This window comes from Companilactobacillus farciminis KCTC 3681 = DSM 20184 (assembly GCF_002706745.1).
GTDB lineage: Bacteria > Bacillota > Bacilli > Lactobacillales > Lactobacillaceae > Companilactobacillus > Companilactobacillus farciminis.
Map to the genome: position 1 here is coordinate 224,324 of NZ_CP017702.1, position 24,394 is coordinate 248,717.

Annotated in this window: 21 protein-coding genes; 14 read left to right on the forward strand and 7 right to left on the reverse strand. The window is 35.1% G+C overall.

Translation table 11 applies throughout. The features are described from left to right. Positions 1 to 124 precede the first annotated feature (124 nt). Together helD and LF20184_RS01075 are read left to right on the forward strand one after the other, a co-directional pair. Complete coding sequence (gene helD, locus LF20184_RS01070) at positions 125 to 2,443, forward strand: RNA polymerase recycling motor HelD (RefSeq protein ID WP_010018904.1); 2,319 nt, start codon at positions 125 to 127, stop codon at positions 2,441 to 2,443. 147 nt (positions 2,444 to 2,590) lie between these two features. Beyond that, positions 2,591 to 3,247, forward strand: a complete 657-nt coding sequence (locus LF20184_RS01075) for a L,D-transpeptidase (protein ID WP_010018903.1) — start codon at positions 2,591 to 2,593, stop codon at positions 3,245 to 3,247. Positions 3,248 to 3,304: 57 nt separating this feature from the next. Here LF20184_RS01075 and LF20184_RS01080 read toward each other — a convergent pair whose 3' ends face one another. The 6 genes from LF20184_RS01080 to LF20184_RS01100 all read right to left on the reverse strand — a co-directional run bounded on the left by LF20184_RS01080 (position 3,305) and on the right by LF20184_RS01100 (position 7,989). After that, the gene (locus tag LF20184_RS01080; protein ID WP_010018902.1) at positions 3,305 to 4,780 is read right to left on the reverse strand and encodes an FAD-dependent oxidoreductase; all 1,476 of its coding nucleotides are present in this window, start codon (positions 4,778 to 4,780) and stop codon (positions 3,305 to 3,307) included. Positions 4,781 to 4,799: 19 nt separating this feature from the next. Next, the gene (locus LF20184_RS12905; RefSeq protein ID WP_236906330.1) at positions 4,800 to 5,165 is read right to left on the reverse strand and encodes a Rossmann-fold NAD(P)-binding domain-containing protein; all 366 of its coding nucleotides are present in this window, start codon (positions 5,163 to 5,165) and stop codon (positions 4,800 to 4,802) included. Next, positions 5,147 to 5,734, reverse strand: coding sequence for an NAD(P)H-binding protein (locus LF20184_RS12910; RefSeq protein ID WP_029606460.1), 588 nt, complete (start codon positions 5,732 to 5,734; stop codon positions 5,147 to 5,149). The genes LF20184_RS12905 and LF20184_RS12910 overlap by 19 nt, the downstream gene beginning before the upstream one ends. Positions 5,735 to 5,831: 97 nt before the next feature. Then, positions 5,832 to 6,707: a LysR family transcriptional regulator gene (locus LF20184_RS01090; RefSeq protein ID WP_010018901.1), complete on the reverse strand. Its 876-nt coding sequence runs from the start codon at positions 6,705 to 6,707 to the stop codon at positions 5,832 to 5,834. 56 nt (positions 6,708 to 6,763) lie between these two features. Continuing rightward, positions 6,764 to 7,399: a GPP34 family phosphoprotein gene (locus LF20184_RS01095; protein ID WP_010018899.1), complete on the reverse strand. Its 636-nt coding sequence runs from the start codon at positions 7,397 to 7,399 to the stop codon at positions 6,764 to 6,766. Between the two features lie 11 nt (positions 7,400 to 7,410). Beyond that, positions 7,411 to 7,989 carry an SGNH/GDSL hydrolase family protein gene (locus LF20184_RS01100; protein WP_081454081.1) on the reverse strand — a complete coding sequence of 193 codons (579 nt, stop codon included), beginning with the start codon at positions 7,987 to 7,989 and terminating at the stop codon, positions 7,411 to 7,413. A gap of 92 nt (positions 7,990 to 8,081) precedes the next feature. On the opposite strand from LF20184_RS01100, the gene coaA reads away from it, so the two are divergent. The 8 genes from coaA to LF20184_RS01140 all read left to right on the forward strand — a co-directional run bounded on the left by coaA (position 8,082) and on the right by LF20184_RS01140 (position 16,936). Beyond that, the gene (coaA, locus tag LF20184_RS01105) at positions 8,082 to 9,008 is read left to right on the forward strand and encodes a type I pantothenate kinase (RefSeq protein ID WP_010018896.1); all 927 of its coding nucleotides are present in this window, start codon (positions 8,082 to 8,084) and stop codon (positions 9,006 to 9,008) included. 57 nt (positions 9,009 to 9,065) lie between these two features. Further along, positions 9,066 to 10,631, forward strand: a complete 1,566-nt coding sequence (gene guaA / locus LF20184_RS01110) for a glutamine-hydrolyzing GMP synthase (RefSeq protein WP_029606459.1) — start codon at positions 9,066 to 9,068, stop codon at positions 10,629 to 10,631. A 125-nt stretch (positions 10,632 to 10,756) separates the two neighbouring features. After that, the gene (locus LF20184_RS01115; RefSeq protein ID WP_010018894.1) at positions 10,757 to 11,362 is read left to right on the forward strand and encodes a PASTA domain-containing protein; all 606 of its coding nucleotides are present in this window, start codon (positions 10,757 to 10,759) and stop codon (positions 11,360 to 11,362) included. 142 nt (positions 11,363 to 11,504) lie between these two features. After that, the gene (locus LF20184_RS01120) at positions 11,505 to 12,383 is read left to right on the forward strand and encodes a restriction endonuclease (protein ID WP_010018893.1); all 879 of its coding nucleotides are present in this window, start codon (positions 11,505 to 11,507) and stop codon (positions 12,381 to 12,383) included. Between the two features lie 49 nt (positions 12,384 to 12,432). Further along, the gene (locus tag LF20184_RS01125; RefSeq protein WP_010018892.1) at positions 12,433 to 13,308 is read left to right on the forward strand and encodes a hypothetical protein; all 876 of its coding nucleotides are present in this window, start codon (positions 12,433 to 12,435) and stop codon (positions 13,306 to 13,308) included. A gap of 214 nt (positions 13,309 to 13,522) precedes the next feature. Then, complete coding sequence (locus LF20184_RS01130) at positions 13,523 to 14,416, forward strand: serine hydrolase (protein WP_235699460.1); 894 nt, start codon at positions 13,523 to 13,525, stop codon at positions 14,414 to 14,416. 145 nt (positions 14,417 to 14,561) lie between these two features. Further along, positions 14,562 to 15,539 carry an Lreu_0056 family protein gene (locus LF20184_RS01135; protein WP_082607441.1) on the forward strand — a complete coding sequence of 326 codons (978 nt, stop codon included), beginning with the start codon at positions 14,562 to 14,564 and terminating at the stop codon, positions 15,537 to 15,539. A gap of 41 nt (positions 15,540 to 15,580) precedes the next feature. Then, positions 15,581 to 16,936: a CAP domain-containing protein gene (locus LF20184_RS01140; RefSeq protein ID WP_010018888.1), complete on the forward strand. Its 1,356-nt coding sequence runs from the start codon at positions 15,581 to 15,583 to the stop codon at positions 16,934 to 16,936. A 42-nt stretch (positions 16,937 to 16,978) separates the two neighbouring features. Here LF20184_RS01140 and LF20184_RS01145 read toward each other — a convergent pair whose 3' ends face one another. Continuing rightward, a complete protein-coding gene (locus LF20184_RS01145) occupies positions 16,979 to 17,440 on the reverse strand; it encodes a hypothetical protein (protein WP_010018885.1) in 462 nt (153 codons plus the stop codon). A 138-nt stretch (positions 17,441 to 17,578) separates the two neighbouring features. On the opposite strand from LF20184_RS01145, the gene LF20184_RS01150 reads away from it, so the two are divergent. From LF20184_RS01150 to LF20184_RS01165, 4 genes are all read left to right on the forward strand, one after another. Continuing rightward, positions 17,579 to 18,310 carry a DUF389 domain-containing protein gene (locus LF20184_RS01150; protein ID WP_050783071.1) on the forward strand — a complete coding sequence of 244 codons (732 nt, stop codon included), beginning with the start codon at positions 17,579 to 17,581 and terminating at the stop codon, positions 18,308 to 18,310. A gap of 35 nt (positions 18,311 to 18,345) precedes the next feature. Then, a complete protein-coding gene (locus tag LF20184_RS01155; RefSeq protein WP_050783070.1) occupies positions 18,346 to 18,804 on the forward strand; it encodes a hypothetical protein in 459 nt (152 codons plus the stop codon). Between the two features lie 87 nt (positions 18,805 to 18,891). Further along, entirely contained in the window at positions 18,892 to 19,431 is a 540-nt protein-coding gene (locus LF20184_RS01160) for a dihydrofolate reductase family protein (RefSeq protein ID WP_010018883.1), read from the forward strand. Positions 19,432 to 19,730: 299 nt separating this feature from the next. Next, a complete protein-coding gene (locus LF20184_RS01165) occupies positions 19,731 to 24,362 on the forward strand; it encodes a hypothetical protein (protein WP_010018882.1) in 4,632 nt (1,543 codons plus the stop codon). Positions 24,363 to 24,394: the final 32 nt, after the last annotated feature.

A 24,394-nucleotide genomic window follows, 5' to 3' on the forward strand; every position in this document is an offset into this window, starting at 1 on the left:
TAATAATTAATACCACAGTGATGGAATATTCATTGTGGTATTTTTGTTGTCATAGCAGCTCTTCTTTGAAATCGCTAGTCAATAATGGTAACATTATATAACTTTAATTTAAGAGGTTGTTATGATGACAGATAAATCTAAAGTTAGTGAATTAGATGAAAAACAAATTGAACAAGCACATCTCGATGATGTGGTTGATAAAATCAAGAAGTCTGAAACTAAACTTCAAGAACACATTACCGTTGCTGAAGAAGATCTAAAAGTTATTAATGATGCTTTTGATGACATTCATTTAGGTGTCAGTGGCGACTCAATTTCGATGGATGCGGCCCTTTCGATTCATCAACAACAACAAATGCTTGATGAAAGAAATAACAGTTGGCAACAATCACGTCAACGTTTGGATATTTTAAAGAAACTGGAAAAGACACCTTTCTTCGCACGACTAGATTTCCAAGAAAAAGGCGAACCTAAGAAAGAATCAGTTTATATCGGTTTGAGTTCTTTTACTGATGAAAAAGACCATTTCTTAGTTTATGACTGGCGAGCACCAATTTCTTCAATCTATTACGACGGAAAATTGGGCGAAGTTACTTACCAAACACCAGATGGCGAACAGTCGGTTGATTTATTCTTAAAACGTCAATTCTTAGTTGAAGATGGCAAAATCAAAGCTTACTTTGACACTCAAGAAACTATTGGGGATCAAATGCTACTAGAAGTTTTGGATGGTAAATCTTCGACTCACATGAAGGGTATCGTCAAGACTATTCAGACTGAACAAAACAAGATCATTCGTGATACTAAGTCTAAATTATTGTTCGTTCAAGGAGCTGCCGGATCTGGTAAAACTTCAGCTATCTTGCAAAGAATCGCATTCTTACTATATAGATATCGTGGAACTTTAACTTCTAGTCAAGTGGTTATGTTCTCACCAAACTCACTATTTAATGACTATATCAAAGATGTTTTGCCTGAAATGGGTGAACAAAACATGGTTCAAATGACTTATAAGCAATTCTTAGCTCGTCGTTTGCCTAATTTAAGTGTAGAAACACTCTCAGAACAGTTTGAAACTGTCGTTGATACACAGAGCAAGAATGTTGGTAAATTTGTCTCTGACCTTGAATTTTTCAAGATTATGACTAACTACAGCAAGTTATTAGGACAAAGCGGGATGGCCTTCAAGGATATTAAATTCCAAGACAAAGTCTTCATTCCTAAAGAGAAGATTCAAGAGATTTATTACAGCTACGGTCCTCAATACAACTTGGGAAATCGTTTGGATGCGACAGTTGATCGACTAGTTAAAATGCTACGTCGTAAAATTGGTTCAGAAATGCGCTCGAAGTGGGTTTCTGAACGAATCGAAAATTTGAGCAAAGAACAACTGCAAGCTCTATATGTAACTGCAGATCAAGAATTCAAAAATGGCGATGAAGAAAGAAAATTCCTAGCTCGCAAGATCGTAACTGCTATGATGCAAGGCGTTTACAAGTATATTAAGCAATTGCGCTTCTTGAATGTCGCTACCAACTATTTGAATTTCTTAAAAGCCGTACCAAAGATTATCGATTTACAAAAACATGGTATTACTGATGAACAGTGGAAGAAGTACGTCACAGACTTTATTCAAAACTTTAATAATAAACAGATCTCAATGAATAACCTCAGTCCATACTTGTATTTGTATGATTTAGTAACTGGTAAGCACGGTGAATTGGAAATGAAGTTTGTCTTTATTGATGAAATTCAAGATTACACTCCATTCCAACTAGCTTATATGAAATACAAATTCCCAAGAGCTCGTTACACAATGCTAGGGGACTTGAATCAATCAATCTTTACTAAGAAGAACAGTCAAACACTACTTTCTGAAGCCCAAAGTTTATTTGATGCCGATGAGACTCGAGTAGTACAACTAGTTCATTCATATCGTTCCACAAAACAAATTACGGACTTTACGAAGGCAATGTTGACGAATGGACAAAAAATTGAACCGTTCAATCGAAATGGTGATTTACCAAACCTTTTGCAAGCTCAATCGGAAGCAGAATCGGTTCAACAAGTTATCAAGCAAATCAAGGCTAATGATGAGCACAAATATACAACAGCTATCATTGCCAAAACGCTAGCGGATGCCGATCAGTTGCACAAGATGCTAAGTGAGCAAGGTGTTAAATCTACTTTGATTCGTTCTGAAAACCAACGTTTAGCAACCGGAACAATCGTCTTGCCATCATTCTTGGCTAAAGGTTTGGAATTTGATGCAGTCATTATGTGGGATGCTTCAAAGGACAAATTCGATGAAGATGAGCAACAGTTAGTTTATACGATTGCTTCTCGTGCTATGCATAGATTGACGATTACTTCGATTGGAGAATTGTCACAATTGTTGCAACGCGTACCGGAGAAATATTATCAAATTGAAGAGAAAGCTTAATTTAACGAAAACATCTATTAAAATGTGATTTTAAAGTCATATTCTGGTAGATGTTTTTTTCTTTTGAGTGAAATTTAGTACGTCCTTGAACTCTTTTATATACCATGTATAATGATTACTATGTTATTACGAGTTTGGGGATAAAATATGGATTATAAAAAAATATCAGGAATTGCTATTATCGTACTTTTCATTGCAGCACTAGGATACGGGGGCTATCAAGCTGTTGCTAGTCAGACTAAAGATGTCAAAGTTGAAGCTAAAGATTCAGCTAAGGTAAAGAAAGCTCCCAAAAAGGAAGTTCCTTCACCTAAAAACGTCAAAGATGACAAAGACATGGTGCCATTGAAGGATTTTGATTATAATACAGCTTCAGAAAAGAAGGACTATCCTAATTTATCAGAACATCCAGATGCTTTTATCGATGTTGATATTGCGACACAAAGAATGTACATCAAGGAAGGCAAGACAGTTCTTTACGAAATGTATGCCTCAACCGGTAAAAAGGATGCCACACCAAAGGGTACTTATCACATTCAAGGTGAACGTGGGGAATTCTTTTATACTCAACCATTGAAATTAGGTGCTTATTATTGGGTTTCCTTCTTAAATCACGGCGAGTATTTATTCCATACAACACCAACTGATGAACAAGGAAACTATGTCGAGTCGATTGCCAAGACTTTGGGTAGAGAACCATCATCACACGGTTGTATTCACTTGTCTGTTCCCGATTGTAAGTGGGTCTATGAGAATGTACCATACGGTATGAAAGTCGTTATCCATGGCGATTTTAAAGCATAATAAAAGAGGTTAATTGCGATTGCAACTAACCTCTTTTTTGATACTTAGAGAATATTTTTATTTTTTTAGTTCATTAACGGCTGTTTCACCAGCAATTCGACCAGAGTTCCAAGCAAAGGCACAACTGATACCTTCAAGGGTTGGATAAGAAGTATCATACATACCACTAGCATTATTTCCAGTAACGAATAAATTAGGCAAAACTTGTCCGTCAGTCTTTAAAGCGTGTAGTTTATCATCGACAGATATTCCGCCAATAGTACCTAAAGTAGTTGATTGAGCTTTTATGGCATAGAATGGAGCTTTCGAAATATTAAATTTCAAAAATTCGGAATCCTTACCAAAATCACTATCGGTTTTTTCAGATACGACATGATTGTATTGTTCAAAATTCTTTTCAAGAATAGTAGGGTCAAGATTCAATTTCTCAGCTAGATCTTCAATGCTTTCGCCACAGACGGCAGCACCTTGGTCAATAGCTTCTTGTAGGTCAGAATCAATATTTTCAAAAGGACCAATGGCATGAGTCATCGGATCGTGTGAAAGGGTTTTGAAAGTTCTTTCAAAAGAATCAGTCCAATTTAATTGGTTATTCTTCAAATAGTCGATTGTTGGTTGATCGAGTACGAAATAATAGTATCCGCCGTTAGTGTAAGTAGTATTGCCCCACAAGGCGAAATCGTAGACAATATCTTCATTGACGAATCTTTCGCCACGACGATTCAACCACAAGAAAGGTAAATTGGTTAAGGAGAAGATAGTATTGTTGTGCCACTTAGGGTCAGTTTTAGAAACGACTGATGCAGCGTGATTTTCAAAAACACCTAGGCCACTGTTGTCGGCACCCAATTCCGTCAGCATCTTAATACCATCACCGGTAGCTTTGCGTTCGCCCATACTGTAAAGGTCTTTACTGTTGATAGTTAAATATTTATCGACCATTTCTTGGTTTCCAACGTAACCACCATCGGAGAAAATCACTTTAGAACAAGTTATTTGTTTACTGTCGCCATCTTGATTGATGATTAATTTGATTGAATTATCGGCTGAATAATTAATTGATTCAACAACAGTTTTGGTTAGTAATTGTCCACCGTTATTAGTGAAGTTATTCATTAGTTTTTGGAAACCGTCAAATTTATCAATGTATTGATGATAAACACGGGGGTGTTCTTGATGAACTTCTTGAGTATTATTCACTAATTCTGTTTGTAGACCATTTTTTGCTAGCCAGTCGATTGTATCAGCTGATTTGTTGATGATGGCTTTTGTCAAACGGGTATTAGAACGGTAATGAGTATAATTAAGCATTTCCTTATATGCATCACTAGGGGAGTAGTCGATTCCGTTTTGCTTTTGCAATTTACTGCCAGCAGCGAATAAACCTTGAGCACCAAACATGCCGGCACCACCGAATTTATCACCTTTCTCTAGTAAAATAACTTTTCCACCATTTTCTGATGCGGCAAGACTAGCTCCAATTCCTGAGGCCCCAGCCCCGACGACTACTATATCTGTTTGTAATTCATTCATTTTTCTACCTCACAAAATTTTATGCATCAACTGAATGACGTGCACCGATTTGATATTCATCAGAGTTTTCAAACATGTTTAGAACAGTACGTGGTTGTTGACCAGTTAGCTTGAAGAAGTCTTTAGAGAAAGTACCCATTTTACCTTCACGAATGGCTTTACCAAAAGTTACCATACCATCTGATGAGAAGGGAGCAGAACTGTCTTTTTTGAATTTACCATCGGTAGTACGAGGAACACCCATTTTATCGAAGACTTCATAATCTTGTTCATCAGTGATTTCTTGGTATTTAACATCGTTACCAGTAACCTTGTTTCCGATATTTACTAAGTCAGAAATTGTCATTAATTCTGGTCCATTGATGTTTAAAATTGAGTGTTCCAAATTTGAGGCCATAGCGTAAGCGGCAGCGATAGCACAGTCTTGACGAGAAATGTAAGCATCTTACCATCACCTTGGTTATTAGCTAGGACACCAGTTTTTGCCATTGTATAGTAGTTAGTAATCATTGCTTCAGCGTATTGAGAATTACGTAGGAAAATATAATCCAATTCGGTATTTTCAACGTAAGATTCTGTCCAAGCATGGTCTAATTTTTCGATACTTGGATTAGTTGGGTCGGTTGAATTAACTAAAGAAGTATAAACGATTTGTTGAACGCCACTAGCAACGCAGGCATCGACAACATTTTTGTGAGCTTGACGACGTTTTTCACCCACGAAAGGCATGGAAATAAGCAGTACTTTTTTAGCTCCTTGAAAAGCTTTGGCTAAACCATCAGGGTCATTGAAGTCAGTGACGCGAGTTTCATAGCCTTGATCACGATATTTTGCGATTCCTTTTTCTGTAGGAGCGGTGAAAATTAATTGAGACTTGTCGAGCAATTTAATGGCTGTTTCTGCAGCTATACCACCGAAATTGCCATCTACACCAGTAAAAATATATTTGTCCATAGTTCAATACCACCTTTGATTAATTGTTAAGTTCATTTTATGTGAATAAATTAACAATATCCAACATGGAATTGAAGTATGGTATAAGTGAATGCTTCTATCTTCTAAATAGACTAATAACTTTTTGTAAATCGGGATTAGTATTGTTTTTTCGCCAAGCCAAACAAATTTTATAAGTATGTTTGGTATTTTTTATTTGAATGCGATGAAGATTATTGAACTCACTTGAGATTTTTTTATAATCGGGCATGAAAGTAATCCCTTTGTTCAGTTGGACTAATAAAAAAGCAGTATCTATGTCAGAAACAGTTGCTACGATATTAAGTGGAACATTATCTTGTTTAGCATGATCGCGCATTTTTAAATAGGAATTAGTATTTGGGCGATTGGCGACGTAAATGACTCTTTCATTGAGCAATTCTTCAGGATTAATGGCCTTTCTTTGATACCAGGGATGGTTGGTTCCGACTACAACATCGTAATTTCCTTTAGCGAGATTAATCGTGGATAATTGGTCTTTATCGGTGATTTCTGAGTCAAAGGTAATTGCTAGGTCGACGGTTTGATTTAGTAGTTTATCTTGAATATCGTTTAAATCACTTTTTACTAAATACAACTCTAAATCATCGATAGTTTGAATTTTAGGTAAAACTAGTTGCTCGACGGGTTCTACAGCACCATTAGGGTAGGCCACAGTTAAAGTATTTTGAGTCTGACGTAATTGGGCAATCTCACCCTTTAAAACGCCGTATTGTTCGAGGATTATTAAAGAACGGCGATTGACTACTTCGCCAATTCGAGTTAATTCGATTGGCAATTTATTACGGTCGATTAATGTGACATTAAGTTCTTTTTCTAATTTTGCAACTTGTTGGCTGATAGCTGTTTGAGATATGAAATTTTCATCAGCAGCTTTTGAAAAACTATGCAGACGAGCGACGTCGCAAAAATAATGTAGACGAGTAAAATTCATAGTTTTCTCCTTTTATAAAAAAAGACACCCTCACAAGAGGATGCCCTTAGTTTTCCTTAACTCAAAAGTGTCAAAGTAACGCGGTTCAAACGTTTCGACAATTCGAACAATTTCTCGTAAGTAGGATCATTGTTATACAAAGCCATCTTATCTTTGAGTTGTTTTTGTTCAAATTGTGAGAAGTAAAACTTCAAGTCGTGGTTGCCATAAAGTGTAGCTAACAATGCGAAAGCCTCTGGTGAAATTTTGTCCGCCGTCAGGATTTCTTTACGCAAGTCAGAAACTAAATCACGTTTGACGTTTCTATTAGGCAAGTAATTGTTAGTTTTGAAAACTAAACCAGTCACAGCCTTTGTCACGTCGACTTGATCAACTAAAGAATCGCCGATTTCATTATAAATAGCTCGGGTGATCTTTTCGTTGGTAGCCATGGCTCGCAAAACGTGAGTGACGCTTTTACCTTGATTTTTGTTGATAATTTGGAAAAATTCGTTCAAATATTTTTTGTCATCCGGCAAAACCTTATTAATGATGACACTGTTGTCAGTCAAATCGATAATGTCATTTAGCGCTAGATCAAAGAATGAACTTTCCGCCAAATAAGCACGACGTCTGGTATTCTTAAAAATACGAATACTACCTTTTTCGTTACACGATAAAATAAAATATTTTTGAGGAATATTTAAATCCATAAAGTGCTCCTTTAGTTCGACACTAACTGATTATTAGTTAATGTGGCTTTAATTTCTGGTATTAACTCGTCTTCTAAGAGGCTATAACCTTGCTTGGTAAAGTGCAAACCGTCTGCTTGTAGCAAGTCATTAAGATTATCGCAATTTGCCATGTCATGTAGCAAGTCGATATACGATACGTCTAGTTGCTTGCTCAAATGTTCCGTTACCAACTCGAATTGTAATTGGCGGGTCCAAGGTCTGGTAGGATCTTTGATCCAGTCAATATAAGGAGGAGATAATAAAATAACTTTACTTGATCCTAAAGTTTCTATTATGTTAGTCAAATTGGCCGCAAATTTACCAGGTTTGATTTCATCGTCTGTCGAAATATCGTTGACGCCAAATCCTAAAATTACTACGGCAGGATTCAGACGTTTAACTCGATCAACACGTGTCATAGCATTATTGGTCTTATAGTCGGAAATCGACATATTAATGACTTCATAACCAGGAAAGTCTTTTCGGATGCGTTTAGCCAAGATATCACTAGCTTTGCCATCACGAAAACCCATCATGGTCGAGTCCCCAAATAATACTATTCTCTTCATATATTGTTTCCTTTTTCAAAAAAGTTCTATACTATACTAGAATACCAGAAATCTAATAAAAGTTAATTATTATATTAAGTAGGTTTGACAATATGCAAAGTTTAGCTAACTATGATGAATTTACTCGAAAGCAATGGGAAAACTTCCACGGTGAATATACCAAGCAGGCGATTACTGATGGAGAATTGCGTAAAATCAAGTCATTGGACGATGAAATTTCAATCGATGACGTTCGTTCGATTTATGCGCCAATCCGCCATTTACTTCATATTTATTTGAAGAATTATCGCAAGTTGACCAAATTAAAAACTGAATTTTTGGGTGGAGACACTCGAAAAGTTCCGTTTATTATTGGTGTTTCCGGTTCAGTAGCAGTTGGGAAGAGTACCACGGCACGATTATTAAAAATAATGTTGGAGCGGGCTTATCCGCAGTATAAAGTGTCACAGATGACGACCGACGGATTTTTATATCCTAGTAAAATTTTGAAAGAACGTCATTTAATGGACAAAAAGGGTTTCCCAGAGACTTATGACATGGGCAAACTCTTGAAGTTCTTAGGCGACGTCAAAACTAAAGGTGGTCGCATCAAGTATCCACTTTATTCACATAACATTTACGATATTATTCCAGGAAAGTATGAAGAAACTGACAATCCAGATATTTTGATCGTTGAAGGTATCAATGTATTACAATTGCCTCAGAACGAACAGATTTATGTCAGTGACTTCTTTGATTTTTCAATTTATATTGACGCTGAAATAAATGATATTGAAGAATGGTTCTTGAATCGTTTTGAAACGTTATTGGATCTAGCTCACAACGATCCTAACAGTTACTATTACCAATTTACCCGGATGCCTGAAAAAGAAGCGATGGATATGGCAAAGAACGTTTGGGATACAATCAACTATCCAAATTTGCGCGATTATATTAAGCCGACAATGAATCGAGCCGACCTGATTTTGCACAAATCTGAAGACCATCAGATCGATAAAATTTATCTAAGAAAATATTAAGCGTATACAATATATGACATGGAACGTGATTTCGTATACAATAGAATAAATAAAAAAATGGGGGAAATTGATTTGAGCAAGCAATGGCCTGATGCTGATAGCATCATCGTTCTAGACTACGGTAGTCAATATAACCAATTGATTACTCGTCGTATCAGAGATATTGGAATTTACTCTGAATTACTACCAAACACTATTACTGCTGCAGAAGTTAAAGAAATCAATCCTAAAGGTATTATTCTTTCTGGTGGACCAATGAGTGTCTACGATAAAGATGCCTTTTCAATCGACCAAGACATTTACAAGCTAGGTATTCCTATCTTAGGTATTTGTTACGGTATGCAATTGATGTCTTATAACCTTGGCGGAAAAGTTGAATCAGCTGATAACCGTGAATACGGACGTGCTGATATTACAGTTACTGATAAGGATGCTGTATTGTTCAAAGACTTGCCAGAAAAGCAATTCGTTTGGATGAGTCATGGTGACCTTGTTAAGGAAGCACCAACTGGTTTCAAGGTAGTAGCTACAAGTAAAAATGCACCTATTTCATCAATCGCTGATGACGAACGTAAAATGTATGGTGTTCAATTCCATACCGAAGTTAGAAATACTGAATTCGGTTCAGAAATTTTGAAACACTTCGCATTTGACGTTTGTGGCGCAGAAGCTAACTGGTCAATGGATGATTTCATTGATCAACAAATTCAAAAGATTCGTGACACTGTTGGTGACAAGAAGGTTCTTCTTGGACTATCAGGTGGTGTTGATTCTTCTGTTGTTGGCGTTTTGCTACACAAAGCTATCGGTACACAATTAACAAGTATCTTCGTTGATCACGGTCTTCTAAGAAAGAATGAAGCCGACCAAGTTATGGACAGTTTGGAAGGTAAGTTTGGTTTGAACATCATTAAAGTTGATGCTCAAAAACGTTTCCTAGACAAACTTGCTGGTGTAACTGATCCAGAAAAGAAACGTAAGATTATCGGTAACGAATTTATCCAAGTCTTCAATGACGAAGCTCAAAAGCTTGATGGAATTGATTTCTTGGCCCAAGGTACACTTTATACTGACGTTATCGAAAGTGGTACAAGTACTGCTCAAACAATCAAATCTCATCACAATGTTGGTGGACTTCCAGAAGACATGCACTTCAAGTTGATCGAGCCTCTTCGTACATTGTTCAAAGATGAAACTCGTGAACTAGGTGAAAAACTAGGCATGCCTCATGAATTAGTATGGCGTCAACCATTCCCAGGACCAGGTCTTGGAATTCGTGTTATCGGTGAAGTTACCGAAGATAAGTTACAAATCGTTCGTGATAGTGACTGGATTCTTCGTGACGAAATCGCTAAAAACGGCCTAGACGAAAAAATCTGGCAATACTTCACAGTCTTACCAGGTATTCGTTCAGTTGGTGTTATGGGTGATGGTAGAACTTACGATTATACAATCGGTATCCGTGCCGTTACATCAATCGACGGTATGACAGCTGACTTCGCTCAAATTCCTTGGGATGTCTTGCAAAAGATTTCCGTAAGAATCGTAAACGAAGTAGACCACGTCAACCGTGTAGTTTATGATATTACTTCTAAGCCGCCCGCAACTATTGAGTGGGAATAATATTCCGTAGATTAAAAGCATCTCTGATTAAGTTCAGGGATGCTTTTTGTTCTGCTTTCGGTTATTATTGTTAAAATTAAATATAGATAAATACACTATATCTTTTTGAAAGGATGGGAACGGTTATGTCGGCAAAAGATGGTAAAATGGACAAATTTATTAAAGCAGTAGACAAGTTAACGGATTCCAAAGGAATTTCAAAACTAGGCAAAACTTTAAATAAAACGATAGATATTGCTGGTAATATAATCAGTTCCACAGCCGAGGTTACTAATCATCAAATAGACGAACGTAATAAACGCCATCAATTTGATATTAAACTGCCAGATATCAATGGTTTAAGTTTGGATCAGACAAAAGATTTATTCGATTCGATAGGCCTTAAATATGCTTTTGTAAAGGTTGATCCAGATATTAAATTGGCAACTACTAAAACAGATACGGTTATGAAAACTGTCCCTAAGCCCAAAACCGTCTTGCCAGCGGGTGGTTTTGTGAAAGTTTATTATCTAGATGACGAGGGATTAGAAGAAAGTAAAAGAATTTTAGCGGACATTATTCACAAGAAACAATCTCGCAAAGATTCCGCTAAAGCCTTAGTTAATAAAGTTGGTCATGGAACTGCAATAGGAGCTAATAAGGTTTTGAAAGTTTCTAAAAAGTTAGTTCCACATTCAAAACGGTCTAAAAAAATCAAAGATTCTAAAGATTCTGATGAAATAGAAAAATAGTTTAAAAACATTCTCGTATGAGGATGTTTTTTTTACGCTTTAGTACAAATCTCACAAGCATGATGCTAGAATTTTAGACTATTTCTGAACATTATTGGTAAGATTGTAGTGATTATAAGTTTAAATAGGTGGGGGCAACCTTATGGAAAGTAAAAGAACCTTAGTAGAAAAATCAATAATAATGGCTTTACGTGATTTAGGTGGAGTAGCCAATAGAAAATCTATTAGAAAAACTATATCTGATAATGAATATTGTGGAATAAAGTACAATGATGTGTATTCAACAAAGATGGGGAAAACAGGATCTTACTCACCATTTATGTTTGACTTTAATTTTGGTATGAAAAGTTTGTATAGTGTCGGATATGTAGAAAAATTAGAACGTGGAAAAGATATAACTTTAACCGATTTGGGAAGAACTGATAATTTAGATAATTATCCGACTGCTAAGCAGGAAAAAATTATAGCTGATTTCTGGAAAAAGAAATCACAGAAAAATAATGAGAGAAAAACTAAAGAAGCATCTGGTACGAATGATGCTGCCGAAAAAGAAGATACAGATGATCTTAATTGGAAGTCAGAATTATTAAAATGTTTAATGGAATTTGAACCAGCAAAATTTGAGAGCTTTTCTAGATTACTCATTTCTAAAATGGGTGTCGTTATTGATAAGGAAATGGGAATTGTTAGGTCAGGGGATCATGGTATTGATGGTTTTGGGTATTTCACGTCTGATGAATTTAGAACGAGTAGAGTAGCTGTCCAATGTAAAAGATATACTCAAGGAGCGGTCTCCGAACCAGAAATTGATAAGTTTAAAGGAGTAATGGATGGTTTTAATGCAGAATATGGCATTTTTATCACCACGAGTCATTTTACGAATCAAGCTAAAAAGAAAGCTACTCAAGGAAATAATACCGTGACTTTGATAGACGGACAGGCGTTAGCCGATTTAGTTGAAAAATATAAATTGCACATAACTCCTGTAATTACTTATACATTGGACGATTATTATTATTAGATAAAATGTATTTTGGCGATAAATTTGTTGAGAGGATAGGAGAGTAACTTTGGAATTTACGCAGAGTAGTGAATATAAAGTTCTATATAATTATCCACAGTCAACATTAAAAATGACGATTGAGGTGATTGACGATTTTGAATTACTTCAATCATGGGATGAAGATAGTATTTCAAAGTTTTTAGTATTATTAGAAAATACTTCTGAATATAGTTATAATCCAGAAGTAGATGGAGCTTTGTTGGCTGTATATAATATTGTGAAAGCCTACTTTAATTATTTGGTAACTGAAAATAAATTGGAAATGTCACGAGAACAACTGCAAGATTTATTAGAATATTTTGAGAAGGAAAATGAACTCTATTTTTTGCCAAGATTTAATAATGTGCAGACGGGATTAAAAAAGTGGAGTTGGCAAACTGCTTATGAGATTGATCTAACTATTGATAAGTGGATTAATGCGTATAATAAAGCGTCCAAAGAACGTATCATTCAAGCTAATCTTTTTGAATATATGAGAAACTTGTCAAAGCAAATTTATGATTGTTATCGCCTAACCCCTAATAATTGGAATCGTAAAGTTATTGAAGAAACTATAATTATTAGTAGTCTTTCACAACCAGTTATGACAAAAGATTATTGCTTAGCTAGAAATAAAGAAGTTGCTAATTTATTGAATTATGTTGTTTCTCAGCAGTGGATGAAAGAAAGACAAGCTAATATTATTAATCAAAGTCTTCAGGCCAGTATAAAAGATGCTAGCGAAACATTGACGCATTTTGACGACTCTGAACCAGAAATGAGTTATGCAGATAAGGTTCGTGATTTCAGCATTACAAATGAAGGTTTTATTTTAAGACTTTTGTATGAAATTGATAAATTTGCTACGAGGGATGAAGAAGCGGATGACAGATTGCCATTTTAAAAAAGATCGTAGATGATGGTAAAATAAGCTTTTACATTTATTGCAAATCGATAACAAAACGCCCGAATGTAAAAATAACGTAAAGAAAACGTATAAATCATTTCTCAAAATGGCTCGTATAATGGAATTACTGAAAGATTTGTAATTGAGGAAATGAGGTAATCTCATAAGAGTTCAAAAGAGAAGACGCAAAAAATATTTACGTTTATTTTTAGTGGTTTGTTTGTTAGTTGCCGGATTTAGCTACTATCACAGCAATTCACAGGCTTCGACGAATAGTAACGACAATTCTAAAGTAACTAAGGCCATTAAGAAGAAACGCAAGATTATCAAAACTAATCTGACTAATTATTTAAATGCCGTGACTGCTGACGGAACGGCGAGTGTTAGTTTTTATAATTTAGGAAATGATGACAGTAATTCTAATAGCGAATACAATCAAGTTTACCAAGACGGTAGTTTGGAAGTTGAGTCTAATGCTTCGACAGTCAAGACAGCCGCCAGTACTTACAAGTTGTATCTGTCAGCCTTTTTGATGGGTCAAAAACAAAACGGCAATTTTAGTTGGACTAGTGAGAATAATACTGGTTTTACTAAGATGATTGTTAATAGTGAAAATGACTTTGCGGAAGAACAGATTGATAATTATGGAGCTGATACGATCAGTTCTTACTTGAAGCAGCAAGGTTATTACGACAATGTTTTTGAAGATGGTCAAGCAGCCCAAACTACTAGTTACAGCTTAGAACTGTTGTTAAGAGATTTGGCTAATGGAACTGGTTCGTTTGAGAATTCATCTGATCAACAAAAGTTACTCAATTTAATGGGCAAGCAAATTTATCGAACCGGGATTCCAACTGGCGTAGCCCAAGCTAACTCAGGTACGACTGTTCAAGATAAAGTCGGTTTTCTTGATGATACTAACAATGATGCGGCGATTGTCACTTTACCAAACGGTCAAAAGTACGTTCTTGTTATCATGACCAATGGACACAATCAAAGTGGTTTGAGTGGTTTCTCAAGAATTGCGGAAATTGCTAAGAATGTTCAAAAAATTGTTTACGGTAAAAATGCCGGAGAAAAAATAGTTAATTACTCAAATAATTAAAAGATATCTTTGATTAAATTCAAAGGTATTTTTTTTGACCATTAATTCCTTAATAAACATAAAAATTTTTATATTAGTACTTTTTAAACGAATGAGGATGGATGTATAATCAACGTGAAAGCTTGAACTAGGGGGAAAAGGTGAGATGAAAATCAAGCAATTTGGTTTAGTCGCAACTTTATTTTTAGGGGCTTTAATGTTGTCAGGATGTGGCAATCAAAATAGTTCAAAGAGTGAATCACATCCGAAAACTACAGTTAAGGCAACTAAAAGTAAGTCGACAAAAACTAAGAAAAAAAACACTACTGATCAAAAATCGACATTGTGGAATGATACTAAAGATAAGCAACTAGAGAGTTTTATCAATCAGTGGGCACCAACAATGAAGCAGTCATACGTTAAATACAATGGAACTGATTCGTTGAAGACTTCAGTAGGAACGACTTATCCAGACGATTTATCAAAAGTCAGTGTCGAAGGAACAAATAGTTCGATTGGCTGGAGTAAGACGGGTAAAGGAAATTACTCATACAATGTGGTCGCTATTTACAACTATGATGGTACTAGACCACCACTTCCAAATCACATTACATATTTCTTCACCTTTCACGATGGTGAACCAATTGTTTTAGTAGATCAAAGTCGAGATGGAACACCTAACTTACTTGAGACAAAGAATACTAAAGTGAAGGAAAGCTTCAATGCAATTGTTGACGGAAGTTATAAAGCTGATTCAGGTGCTTCATCGGATACTTCTGATACAAAGACGGATGATTCTGCTAGTAAAGAGACCGTTACTGATCCAAAGATGATTGGAACTATGGTATATGAATTATGTACGCATAATACTAATCTTCAAAGTCTTGAATTTTTAAGCGTTTATACTTCTGGTGGCAGATATTGGATTGGTACTGGAACTTCAGCTTCTAATGTTGGATTTACGATTGATGGCAATACGGTTCATTACTGGACTAGACGTTACAATGAAGAAACTGACAACACAGATGAAATTGAACATACGATGAGTATAGAAGATTTGGAGAAACAATTTTATTCAACGGCGGATCAAAAACAATATGTTCAGAGTATAGCCAATGGTATGCCAGATATCGATGGTGAATAATGTTCTAATTTAATGATTAAAAAATAAGGGGGATTATATTCATGAAATTTTCTATGGGAAAGTCAGCAGCAGTTCTCGCCGCATTGGCAGTAGCTACTACTGGAGCAGCAATGTTTAACCAAACTAAGGCACAGGCTTCAACAGTCGCAACTGTTCACTCTAGTTCAATCGCATTACTTTATAACAGCAAGGGTCAAGTTTTGAGAAACCGTGCTTTAGCATCCAATTCAGCTTGGGCCGTTGGTAAAATCGTCACAATCAACAATGAAACAATGTACCAGGTCGCAACTGATGAGTATTTAAAAGCTAGTGATTCGAGTTTAAATGGTCAGACTCAATCAAGTAAATTAGTTGGAACAACCACAACTCAATTGAATTTATACAACAGTAAAGACGGTGCCATGTCCAGTCGTGCTTTAGCCAAAGGTTCAGGTTGGATCGTTGGTAAATACATCGTCAACAAAGATGGTCAATTATTTGCCCAAGTTTCAACCAACGAATACGCTGATGCTACAAAGATGTCATTTAACATGGCTTTACCAGAACCAACCTATGTAGCAGATTTTGGTAATAGTAGTAATTTCAACGTTCACGATGCTTCTAAGGACGAAAATTTCAATAGCGAAAATACTAACAATAACACCAATACCAATACCAATACCAACACCAACACATCAACAGATGACTCATTAGCCACGGGTACTATCATCAACGGTGATGCTCCAATGTACTTCACACAAACTAAAGGTGACGTTCAAAAGTATCGTGTTCTAAAGAATGGTAGTAAGTGGCAAGTTGATCGAGCTATTAAAGATGTCGATGGGAATGTTTATTATGAAGTTGCTCTCGGTGACTTTATCAGTGCTGATCATATGACTGTTAATAAATCAGTTGATACTATGACAATTGATTCTAAGTTTTCTGGATACTTAGGTGCCAAAGATGATACGACTGACACATCAACCGATACTAATCAAACACCAGAGACTACTACTCCAACTAATGATGTTGCTAGTATCCAAGCTGCCTTGTTAGATTCTATCAACAAAGAACGTGCTACTAAGGGAATCGCTCCTTTGACACAAACTGCTGCTTTGACTGATACAGCCCAAGTTCGTGCTAAAGAAATTTCAACTAAGTTTGATCATCAAAGACCAGACGGAACCATGTGCTATACAGCTTTCCCATCTAATGGTGGTTATGAAGCAGAAAATATTGCTATGGGTTATACGGGAACACCTGAACAAATGGCTGAAAGTTTGATGCAATCATTTAGAGAAGAAACGGGTGAGTACAATCACTACACTAATTTAATGGACTTCCACATGACTCATGTTGGTCTGGGAGTTTATAACTCGAACGGTACTTACTATTTGGCTGAAGATTTCATGAGCTAATATAAAATTATTGATAAGTCTCGATTGTTGAGGCTTATTTTTTTAGAAAGAATAAGGTTTAGCAATCCCTCGACTCTCATAGTCGGTGGCATACATATCATAAATGCAGTTACACATTTCCCAACTTTCTTTCAAATACCATTCAGGTCTGATGACATTTTCCTCTAATTTAACTTTAGTAGGACGGATAATGTCGTAATCCTTATCACTTCTTCGATAACCTTTGGTATATTCAGCTACTCGACCGTTAAAACTTATTTTATCTCCGACATGCAATAAACCTAATTGCTTGAAACCCTTGGTTAAATTGAACCATAAATGATCAGTCATAAATATTTCGGTGTTTTCACTAATTAATTTAATATTGAGTAATAAGATTGTTGGTACGGCATGCTTCTTATAATAATCAGTATATTTAAAATCATATTTTTTGAATTCCCCATAAAAACGGAATCTTTGTTCATTGCCTAATTTTTGTAAAGTGGTTCGCTTTTTTTGCTTCATAGTATTTTCCTATTAATATTTGATTAATAATAAATTACGATGAAAAAAGCTATCTTCAGATTGTGCGTGCGGGAAATGTTTTTTAAGCTACTCAAATGTAATAAAATAAAACTAACTAAACATTTGTGAGGGATAACAATGGATATGGATGGAGAAGATCAACTACTAAAGTCGGATATTATTGACAAGCACGTCCGACAAAATCTCAATCTTAGCTGGTTGAATTTTGCGGTGTTATTTTGTGCGACAATAATTGCTTGTGTTGGCTTGAATATGAATTCGGTGGCGGTAATTATTGGTGCCATGCTGATATCGCCAATTATGGACCCTATCATCGGAATGGGTTATGGTGTCGGGATTCGTGATACGAAACTATTGAGAAAAGCCGTCATGGTTTATTTGATTGAAATGATTGTCGGGTTGATTGCGGCAACGATTTATTTTTCACTTTCGCCGATTAAAGATGCCAGTGAACAAATCATTGCCAGAACTCAGCCGGCCATTTGGGACGTGTTAGTAGCGTTCTTCGGTGGTGTCGCCGGCATTATCGGTTCAGCCAAAAAAGACCCCGGAAATATTTTACCCGGAGTTGCGATTGCGACAGCTTTGATCCCACCTTTGTCAACTGTAGGATATGGACTAAGTCAGTTTAAATGGTCAATAGTTTTCAGTGCTGGTTATTTGTTCTTAATCAACACATTCTTTATTGCTTTAGCCACGATGTTAGGAACGCTGATTTTTAACTTTAAACAACACCGTGCTAGTGGTATTCCTGTAAAGAATCAAGTACTGATCATCATTGCGGCGATTGTCATTACGATTCCAAGTTTGATTTCAGCTTCGACTTTGGTCAAACAAACCTACAATTAACGAGTTTTATCGATAATGAATTACCCGGTTTGTACGTGGTCAATAAGCAATTCGAGGATAAAAAAATCAAGTTGGTCGTTATCGGGGATGATTTGAACAAGTCAGAAATCAGTAGTCTGGATAATCGTTTGAGCGACTATCAATTGGGTGATTACAAATTACAATTTCAACAACTTTCGAAAGGTAATTATTTGAGTGTCAATGCCTTCAAGAAGTATGTCGACCAAGAGAAGAGCAGTACTACTCAAACGACAACAAGTAGTAGCGATAAGAATCTATTGAAATTAAAGAGTCAAATTACCAAAGAATATCCAGATATTGTAGAGAAAGTTTATATCGGTCAATTAGTCGAGAAAAATAAGAGCGACAAGGCTTTGATTTTGGTTAGATTAAAGGATGATACTCCTGACAATCAAACGACAGTTAAGAAATTTGTTAAGACGTCAGCTGATAAATTGAATATTGATTATTCGTTGCACTTTACTAAAGAATAAAATACGGAATGTAAAGAAATAATTATCGGATAATCCTTTGATTGGCTATATAATTATGTTTAAGAAAGCTGATTGGAGGATTGGGTTATGGCACGAAAAGTTATTCTATTTATTGCGGAAACTTTAGATGGATATATTGCGGAAGAAAATGGCAATATCGACTATTTGATTGATAATGATTTTACTTCAGGGGAAACGAAAGATCGTGAGTATGAAAAACTCGTCAAGCATGTCGATACAGTAGTTATGGGCCGCAAGACTTATGATCAAGTTGCCAACAAGCTATCTCCCAATAATTATCCGTACGATAGTTTTGAAAATTATATTATGACTAGACATCCCGGGGACGATGTTGGTAATATCCATTTTATTGATGAGGATGTTGAAGATTTAATTCGAGGACTGAAACAGGAATCATCGAAAAAGGATATTTGGATCGTCGGTGGCAGCAGCGTGATTGCTCCACTAGTTAATAGCGATTTAATTGACGTTTATCAAATTGGCATCGTTCCAATTGTCTTAGGCAAAGGCATTCCGTTGTTTTCCGATAAGACTAATTTTAAAGAATTCAACTTAGTAACAGCTAAAAAAGTAAATGGTATCGCATATTTAACATATGAAAAATAATAAAACCACTTAATTTTTGATATTTGAAAATTGAGTGGTTTTTTGTTGAATATAATTTTTATATATCATAGTGATATTTGTACATTATATTTATGATTTATTTTATTTATAAAGTTATAAATTGGATGCAACCATTTTCATAATAAGTGTTATTATCAAGGTATTAGAATGTTTCTAAGATTCGCTGTTATGCTAATTAGGCTATTTCATTCGGATTCCTCAAGTGAAGTAACTTTTTTAATTTTTATATATGTTATTGAGATTAATTAAAGTTTTTTGAAAAACGGAGGGGTTTTTCTATGAAGAAGAATGTTAAATATATTGGTAGTGCAATTGCAGTAGCTTTGTTAGCTGCTGGAGCTCCGGTTGTGATTCCAGAAATTATCCCCAGTAATATTGTGGCTGCCGCAACTTATAACCCCAATACTCTTTATGGTGATATACAAGGGGATTCAATAGTCAATTCTGATGATGATTTTACAAAGGCATATTTTACAACTTTTAAAAATCAATTTGAAAATCAGTATGTGTCTGATTATTCAGGACTTGTAAGTGTTTTAAAAGGGAAAAAAGATTATGTGCCTGGCGGTTCTGAAGCCGAATCAGGTCATATGTTTTCTTACTTAGATCCAGAAAATCCTGCAAAATTTAAAGATTTTCAGGATGATAAAAATATTGAATTGTTGAACAGCCAGTCTGGTAGGGCAGAATTTGATAATAATTTTTCAACGGAATATGATAGTAAATATTATTTTAGGGATATTTTAGTATCCATGGAAGTTGTGGATGGTAATGGTAATCCGGTTAAGCTTCAAAATTTGGATGATTATCAAACTGCAATAGGTAATTTTGAAGCTGGATCTATTCCGTTTCCATTGACTTTTCATGTAAGATTAACAACTGATAAGAATGAAACAAGATATACTCCAAATACATTAGATAGATTGGATCCAAGTTTAACAAGCTTTGAATTTAAATTATATCAAAGTCAATTCAATATTAATAAGAATGATGTTAAAGCAAGAGTTGGTACCTCAATTTCAGATTTTGACGGTACCGGCAATGATTTATCAATAGTTGATAAATCTACGGAAAATAGTAGCGATTCTAAAGAAAGAACACCTATTTTTGGTAAGAATCTGTTTAAAAATAGTTCAGATGCAATTTCTTATGCAGAAAGCTCAGATTTTAATCCTGATGCGACTGATCAAGGTGAAACAGGATTAATTTCTTCTGATGGAACGGTATCTGAACCAGGAGAATATTATCAAACAATTTCATATAAACTTGAGAATGGTACAAATGATGATGCCGCAATTTCTGCAATGTTAAGCGGTGAGAATGATCCTAATACAAATCAACCTGTACCAGTATATAAAACTACAATAAATGGTAATGAAACTACAGAGAATGAAGATTTTGTTATAAATAAGTCAAAAGGACTATTGACCCTTACTAGATTAGTTTCAGTTTCAGAAGATAATAGACCAGACGTCACTAAGAATATTTCGACTGCTAATGCAGATTTTAATAGTTCAGCAAAATCTGAAGAAGATTCAGAAAGAGAAAATAACACTAATACATTAAATGATAAGAATGGAAATTCATTAATAAATGATTCTGACGCCAATAAAGGAATTACCTTTGGTGATAATTATTATTCCGAAGATACTGATTCAAGTAAAGTTTTAAATAATGATAAAGATAGTTCAGTTAATGTAACTGATAGTGACGGAAACTTTATTCAATCAGGGAATTATCTTCGTACAATAACATTTCATTTAATTGCTGGTTCTGTTGATACTAATAAGTTTGGTACGGAAGAAAATAAAGATTATGTGTTGAATACTGATAATAATACAGTTACTTATATTCAAAAAGTTCATATAGGTGATCCTACACAAAAAATAGATGTAACTGTAGATATCCCTGATGTTAATGTTTATTATATGGATCCCGTCAATACTAATACTGATGAATTAAAAATTAGTACAAAGAGTGGAGATATAATTAGTAGTAATGTGGAAATAGGAACTTCTTATTATGGTAAGGCTGAAGATGCTTTGAAGGGATCCAATCCCAATTCACTAGTAGTTAAGAATGGATTATATACAAATAATGGAGATAGTTATAGAACGGTAACCTACACTTTGCCAAAAAATCCGAGTTTTTATAATCTTCCTGAATTAGAGAATGCTGTTGGATATAATAGCAATGGAAATAGTGTAACTTATGTGCAAAAGGTTACAGTTCACCGTCATGATGTTGATATTTATGTGGATTCTCTTAATGTACCTCTAGGTACAGATGTAAGTGATGAGTTAGTAACTAATGAAAACAATATTCCATATTCTGTTAAAGCCGACACTGAGGAAGAAGTAAAGTTGGGGGATTCACCAATGTCATTTACTATATATAGAAATGCTGATAAAACAATAAGCTATTTCAGAAGTATTTCTGATGCTTTAAATGCAGCCGAATTTAAAGTTGATAAAACTATCCCGGACGATGAAACAATTAATAAGATTAGAATTAATGACGATATTATAACGGACGGAAAATTTGTAAAGCCGGGAGCATATTATCGTATTCTACGCACAAGAGGAATGGTATTAGGTAATTTATTGCCTGTAGGATATCAATTAGTATCAAAAAATATTAAGGCTCACATAAATGGAACAGCCATTTATTATTATTATTATGCACAACCAGTAATAGTTTCTGAACCCAAAGAAACATCAGAAAATGTTAATGATCTGACCGTAATAGCTGGGACACCAAGTGATGGTGCTTCTATTGATGGAACAAAATTAAATGATTCTACAATTTATGATATAAAAGATGTCTCTGATTCGGATAATCCTAATTCAATTGTATCTAATGTAACAATTGGAGACTATTATGAATCAGAAAAAGATGCTTTAGAGGGTGATGAATCCAAGATTGCTGATACTACTAATGGATTGACTAAGAGCGCCTACTTCAGAACTATTACTTTCAAACTCAACGAAGGTGACGGATATAAATATAGTTTTCCAAATGCTGAAAAAATAGACGCAGAAAATGATGAAGTCACATATATTCAAAAAATCACTGTTGATCCAATTGCTGCTAAAGTAGATTCAGTAACTGTACCAGAGATTACGGTAAGGGATTCTATCAATAAGTTACCTGATAGTTCTAGTTATGTTTTGAAGACTGATACAGAAGTTATCCCTACAGAAGTTAAATCTGATACCGTATATGAAGATAGCAATTTAAATACTCCTGTTAAAAACGGTATTTTTGATAAAGCAAAAACTTATTACCGTGCTATAACATTTAAGCCAACGGATTTATCTGCTGAAAGCTATGAGTTTAATGACCCTAATATTACTAAAAATTCAGATGGTACTATTACTTATGTTCAACCGATTACGGTTAATAAAAATGATGGTAGTACGGTAAACTGGACGGACGATTCAAATAAGGGTAATAATATTCAAGATTTGAACGTAGATGTAACAGTTGGTGACAAGGACAGTGCTTTATCTAATACTGAAGATTATGATTTAACAGATACTAATCCAAACAGTTTAGTTGATAAAGAAAACAATAATGGTATTTCATTCTCTTCCGAATATTACAATGTAAATGTAGATGGAACTGCTGGTGAAAAATCAGATTATGCTTCTGGGTTCAAGATTATGAGACCAGGGACTTATTATCGTCAGGTTACATTTAGTTTATTAGCAGGTGTATCTGAATATTATGATTTTAGTAAATTACCAGGCTATGTAAGTTCGGATAAAAATTCGGTAACTGTTAATCAAAAAATCACCGCTAAAGTTTTAACTCCAAGAGATAATATTAAGGATGCTTCAACGACTACGGGAACCTCATCGACAGCTAAATCCGTTGAGAATCCAGCTGATATTACTTTAACGGGTAAAGATAAAGTATCCCTTATTAAATCAGATCCAACTTTTGATGGCTTTTATGATAAGGAAGGCAATAAGTTATCTGACGTTGTAGATAAGAATGGTAACTTTGCTAAAGCGGGAACTTACTATCAAAAAGTTACGATTCCATTAACGGATAATGCTGACTACGCTTATAATTTTGATTCATTGAATGGAACAGTAAATCATGATGCTGAAAATCCGACAGTTACCTTTATGCGTGCAATAACAGTTAACCAACATCATAGTAGTGGTGGTTCATCAACAAATACGGGTAATAATACTGGTACCGAAGACGAATGGACCTACTATCAAGATGCCGGTGTGGTAACAACTAAGACAACAGAGCCAACATATTCTTTGAACAATCACGCTAATGAGACGATTCAAAACCGTGCATTGTCTGAAGATTCTAGTTGGGTAACGGATCAATATCGTGTCAACAATCGTACCGGTGTCAAACAATATCGAGTTGCGACAGGTGAATGGATTGATGCTAATGATGTCTATTTCCGCGACAACGGCAATGATACCGAAGATGAGTGGACTTATTACAAAGACCCTGGTGTAGTTCTTACTAAAGAAACACAAGAGTATTATTCTTTGAATAACCACGCTAACGAAACGATTCAAAACCGTGCATTGTCTGAAGATTCTGGTTGGATAACTGATCAATATCGTGTCAACAATCGTACCGGTGTCAAACAATACCGAGTTGCGACTGGCGAATGGATCGATTCACATGATGTTATTTTCGTTAAGGATGTACAAATGATTGTGAATGTTGATGAAACAAAAGATTACTACAACCTTTATGACATTCAAAAAAACACTAACAGCAATCGTGCACTAGAAAAGAAGACCTCATGGCTCAGTGATAAAGTAGCAATCGATTACGATGATTCAACGTATTACCGTGTCGCTACAAATGAATGGTTCAAACAAGAAAATGGTGTTCATCTAGACACATCTGTTTGGTATAAAAATTAATTTTTAAGAATCATGCCTCAATGGTATGGTTC

Bases quoted from the DNA above. Each gene is read 5' to 3' on its own strand.
- helD (WP_010018904.1), top strand. From the start codon at position 125: ATGACAGATAAATCTAAAGTTAGTGAATTAGATGAAAAACAAATTGAA.
- LF20184_RS01075 (WP_010018903.1), top strand. From the start codon at position 2,591: ATGGATTATAAAAAAATATCAGGAATTGCTATTATCGTACTTTTCATT.
- LF20184_RS01080 (WP_010018902.1), bottom strand. From the start codon at position 4,780: ATGAATGAATTACAAACAGATATAGTAGTCGTCGGGGCTGGGGCCTCA.
- LF20184_RS12910 (WP_029606460.1), bottom strand. From the start codon at position 5,734: ATGGACAAATATATTTTTACTGGTGTAGATGGCAATTTCGGTGGTATA.
- LF20184_RS01090 (WP_010018901.1), bottom strand. From the start codon at position 6,707: ATGAATTTTACTCGTCTACATTATTTTTGCGACGTCGCTCGTCTGCAT.
- LF20184_RS01095 (WP_010018899.1), bottom strand. From the start codon at position 7,399: ATGGATTTAAATATTCCTCAAAAATATTTTATTTTATCGTGTAACGAA.
- LF20184_RS01100 (WP_081454081.1), bottom strand. From the start codon at position 7,989: ATGAAGAGAATAGTATTATTTGGGGACTCGACCATGATGGGTTTTCGT.
- coaA (WP_010018896.1), top strand. From the start codon at position 8,082: ATGCAAAGTTTAGCTAACTATGATGAATTTACTCGAAAGCAATGGGAA.
- guaA (WP_029606459.1), top strand. From the start codon at position 9,066: ATGGGGGAAATTGATTTGAGCAAGCAATGGCCTGATGCTGATAGCATC.
- LF20184_RS01115 (WP_010018894.1), top strand. From the start codon at position 10,757: ATGTCGGCAAAAGATGGTAAAATGGACAAATTTATTAAAGCAGTAGAC.
- LF20184_RS01120 (WP_010018893.1), top strand. From the start codon at position 11,505: ATGGAAAGTAAAAGAACCTTAGTAGAAAAATCAATAATAATGGCTTTA.
- LF20184_RS01135 (WP_082607441.1), top strand. From the start codon at position 14,562: ATGAAAATCAAGCAATTTGGTTTAGTCGCAACTTTATTTTTAGGGGCT.
- LF20184_RS01140 (WP_010018888.1), top strand. From the start codon at position 15,581: ATGAAATTTTCTATGGGAAAGTCAGCAGCAGTTCTCGCCGCATTGGCA.
- LF20184_RS01145 (WP_010018885.1), bottom strand. From the start codon at position 17,440: ATGAAGCAAAAAAAGCGAACCACTTTACAAAAATTAGGCAATGAACAA.
- LF20184_RS01150 (WP_050783071.1), top strand. From the start codon at position 17,579: ATGGATATGGATGGAGAAGATCAACTACTAAAGTCGGATATTATTGAC.
- LF20184_RS01160 (WP_010018883.1), top strand. From the start codon at position 18,892: ATGGCACGAAAAGTTATTCTATTTATTGCGGAAACTTTAGATGGATAT.
- LF20184_RS01165 (WP_010018882.1), top strand. From the start codon at position 19,731: ATGAAGAAGAATGTTAAATATATTGGTAGTGCAATTGCAGTAGCTTTG.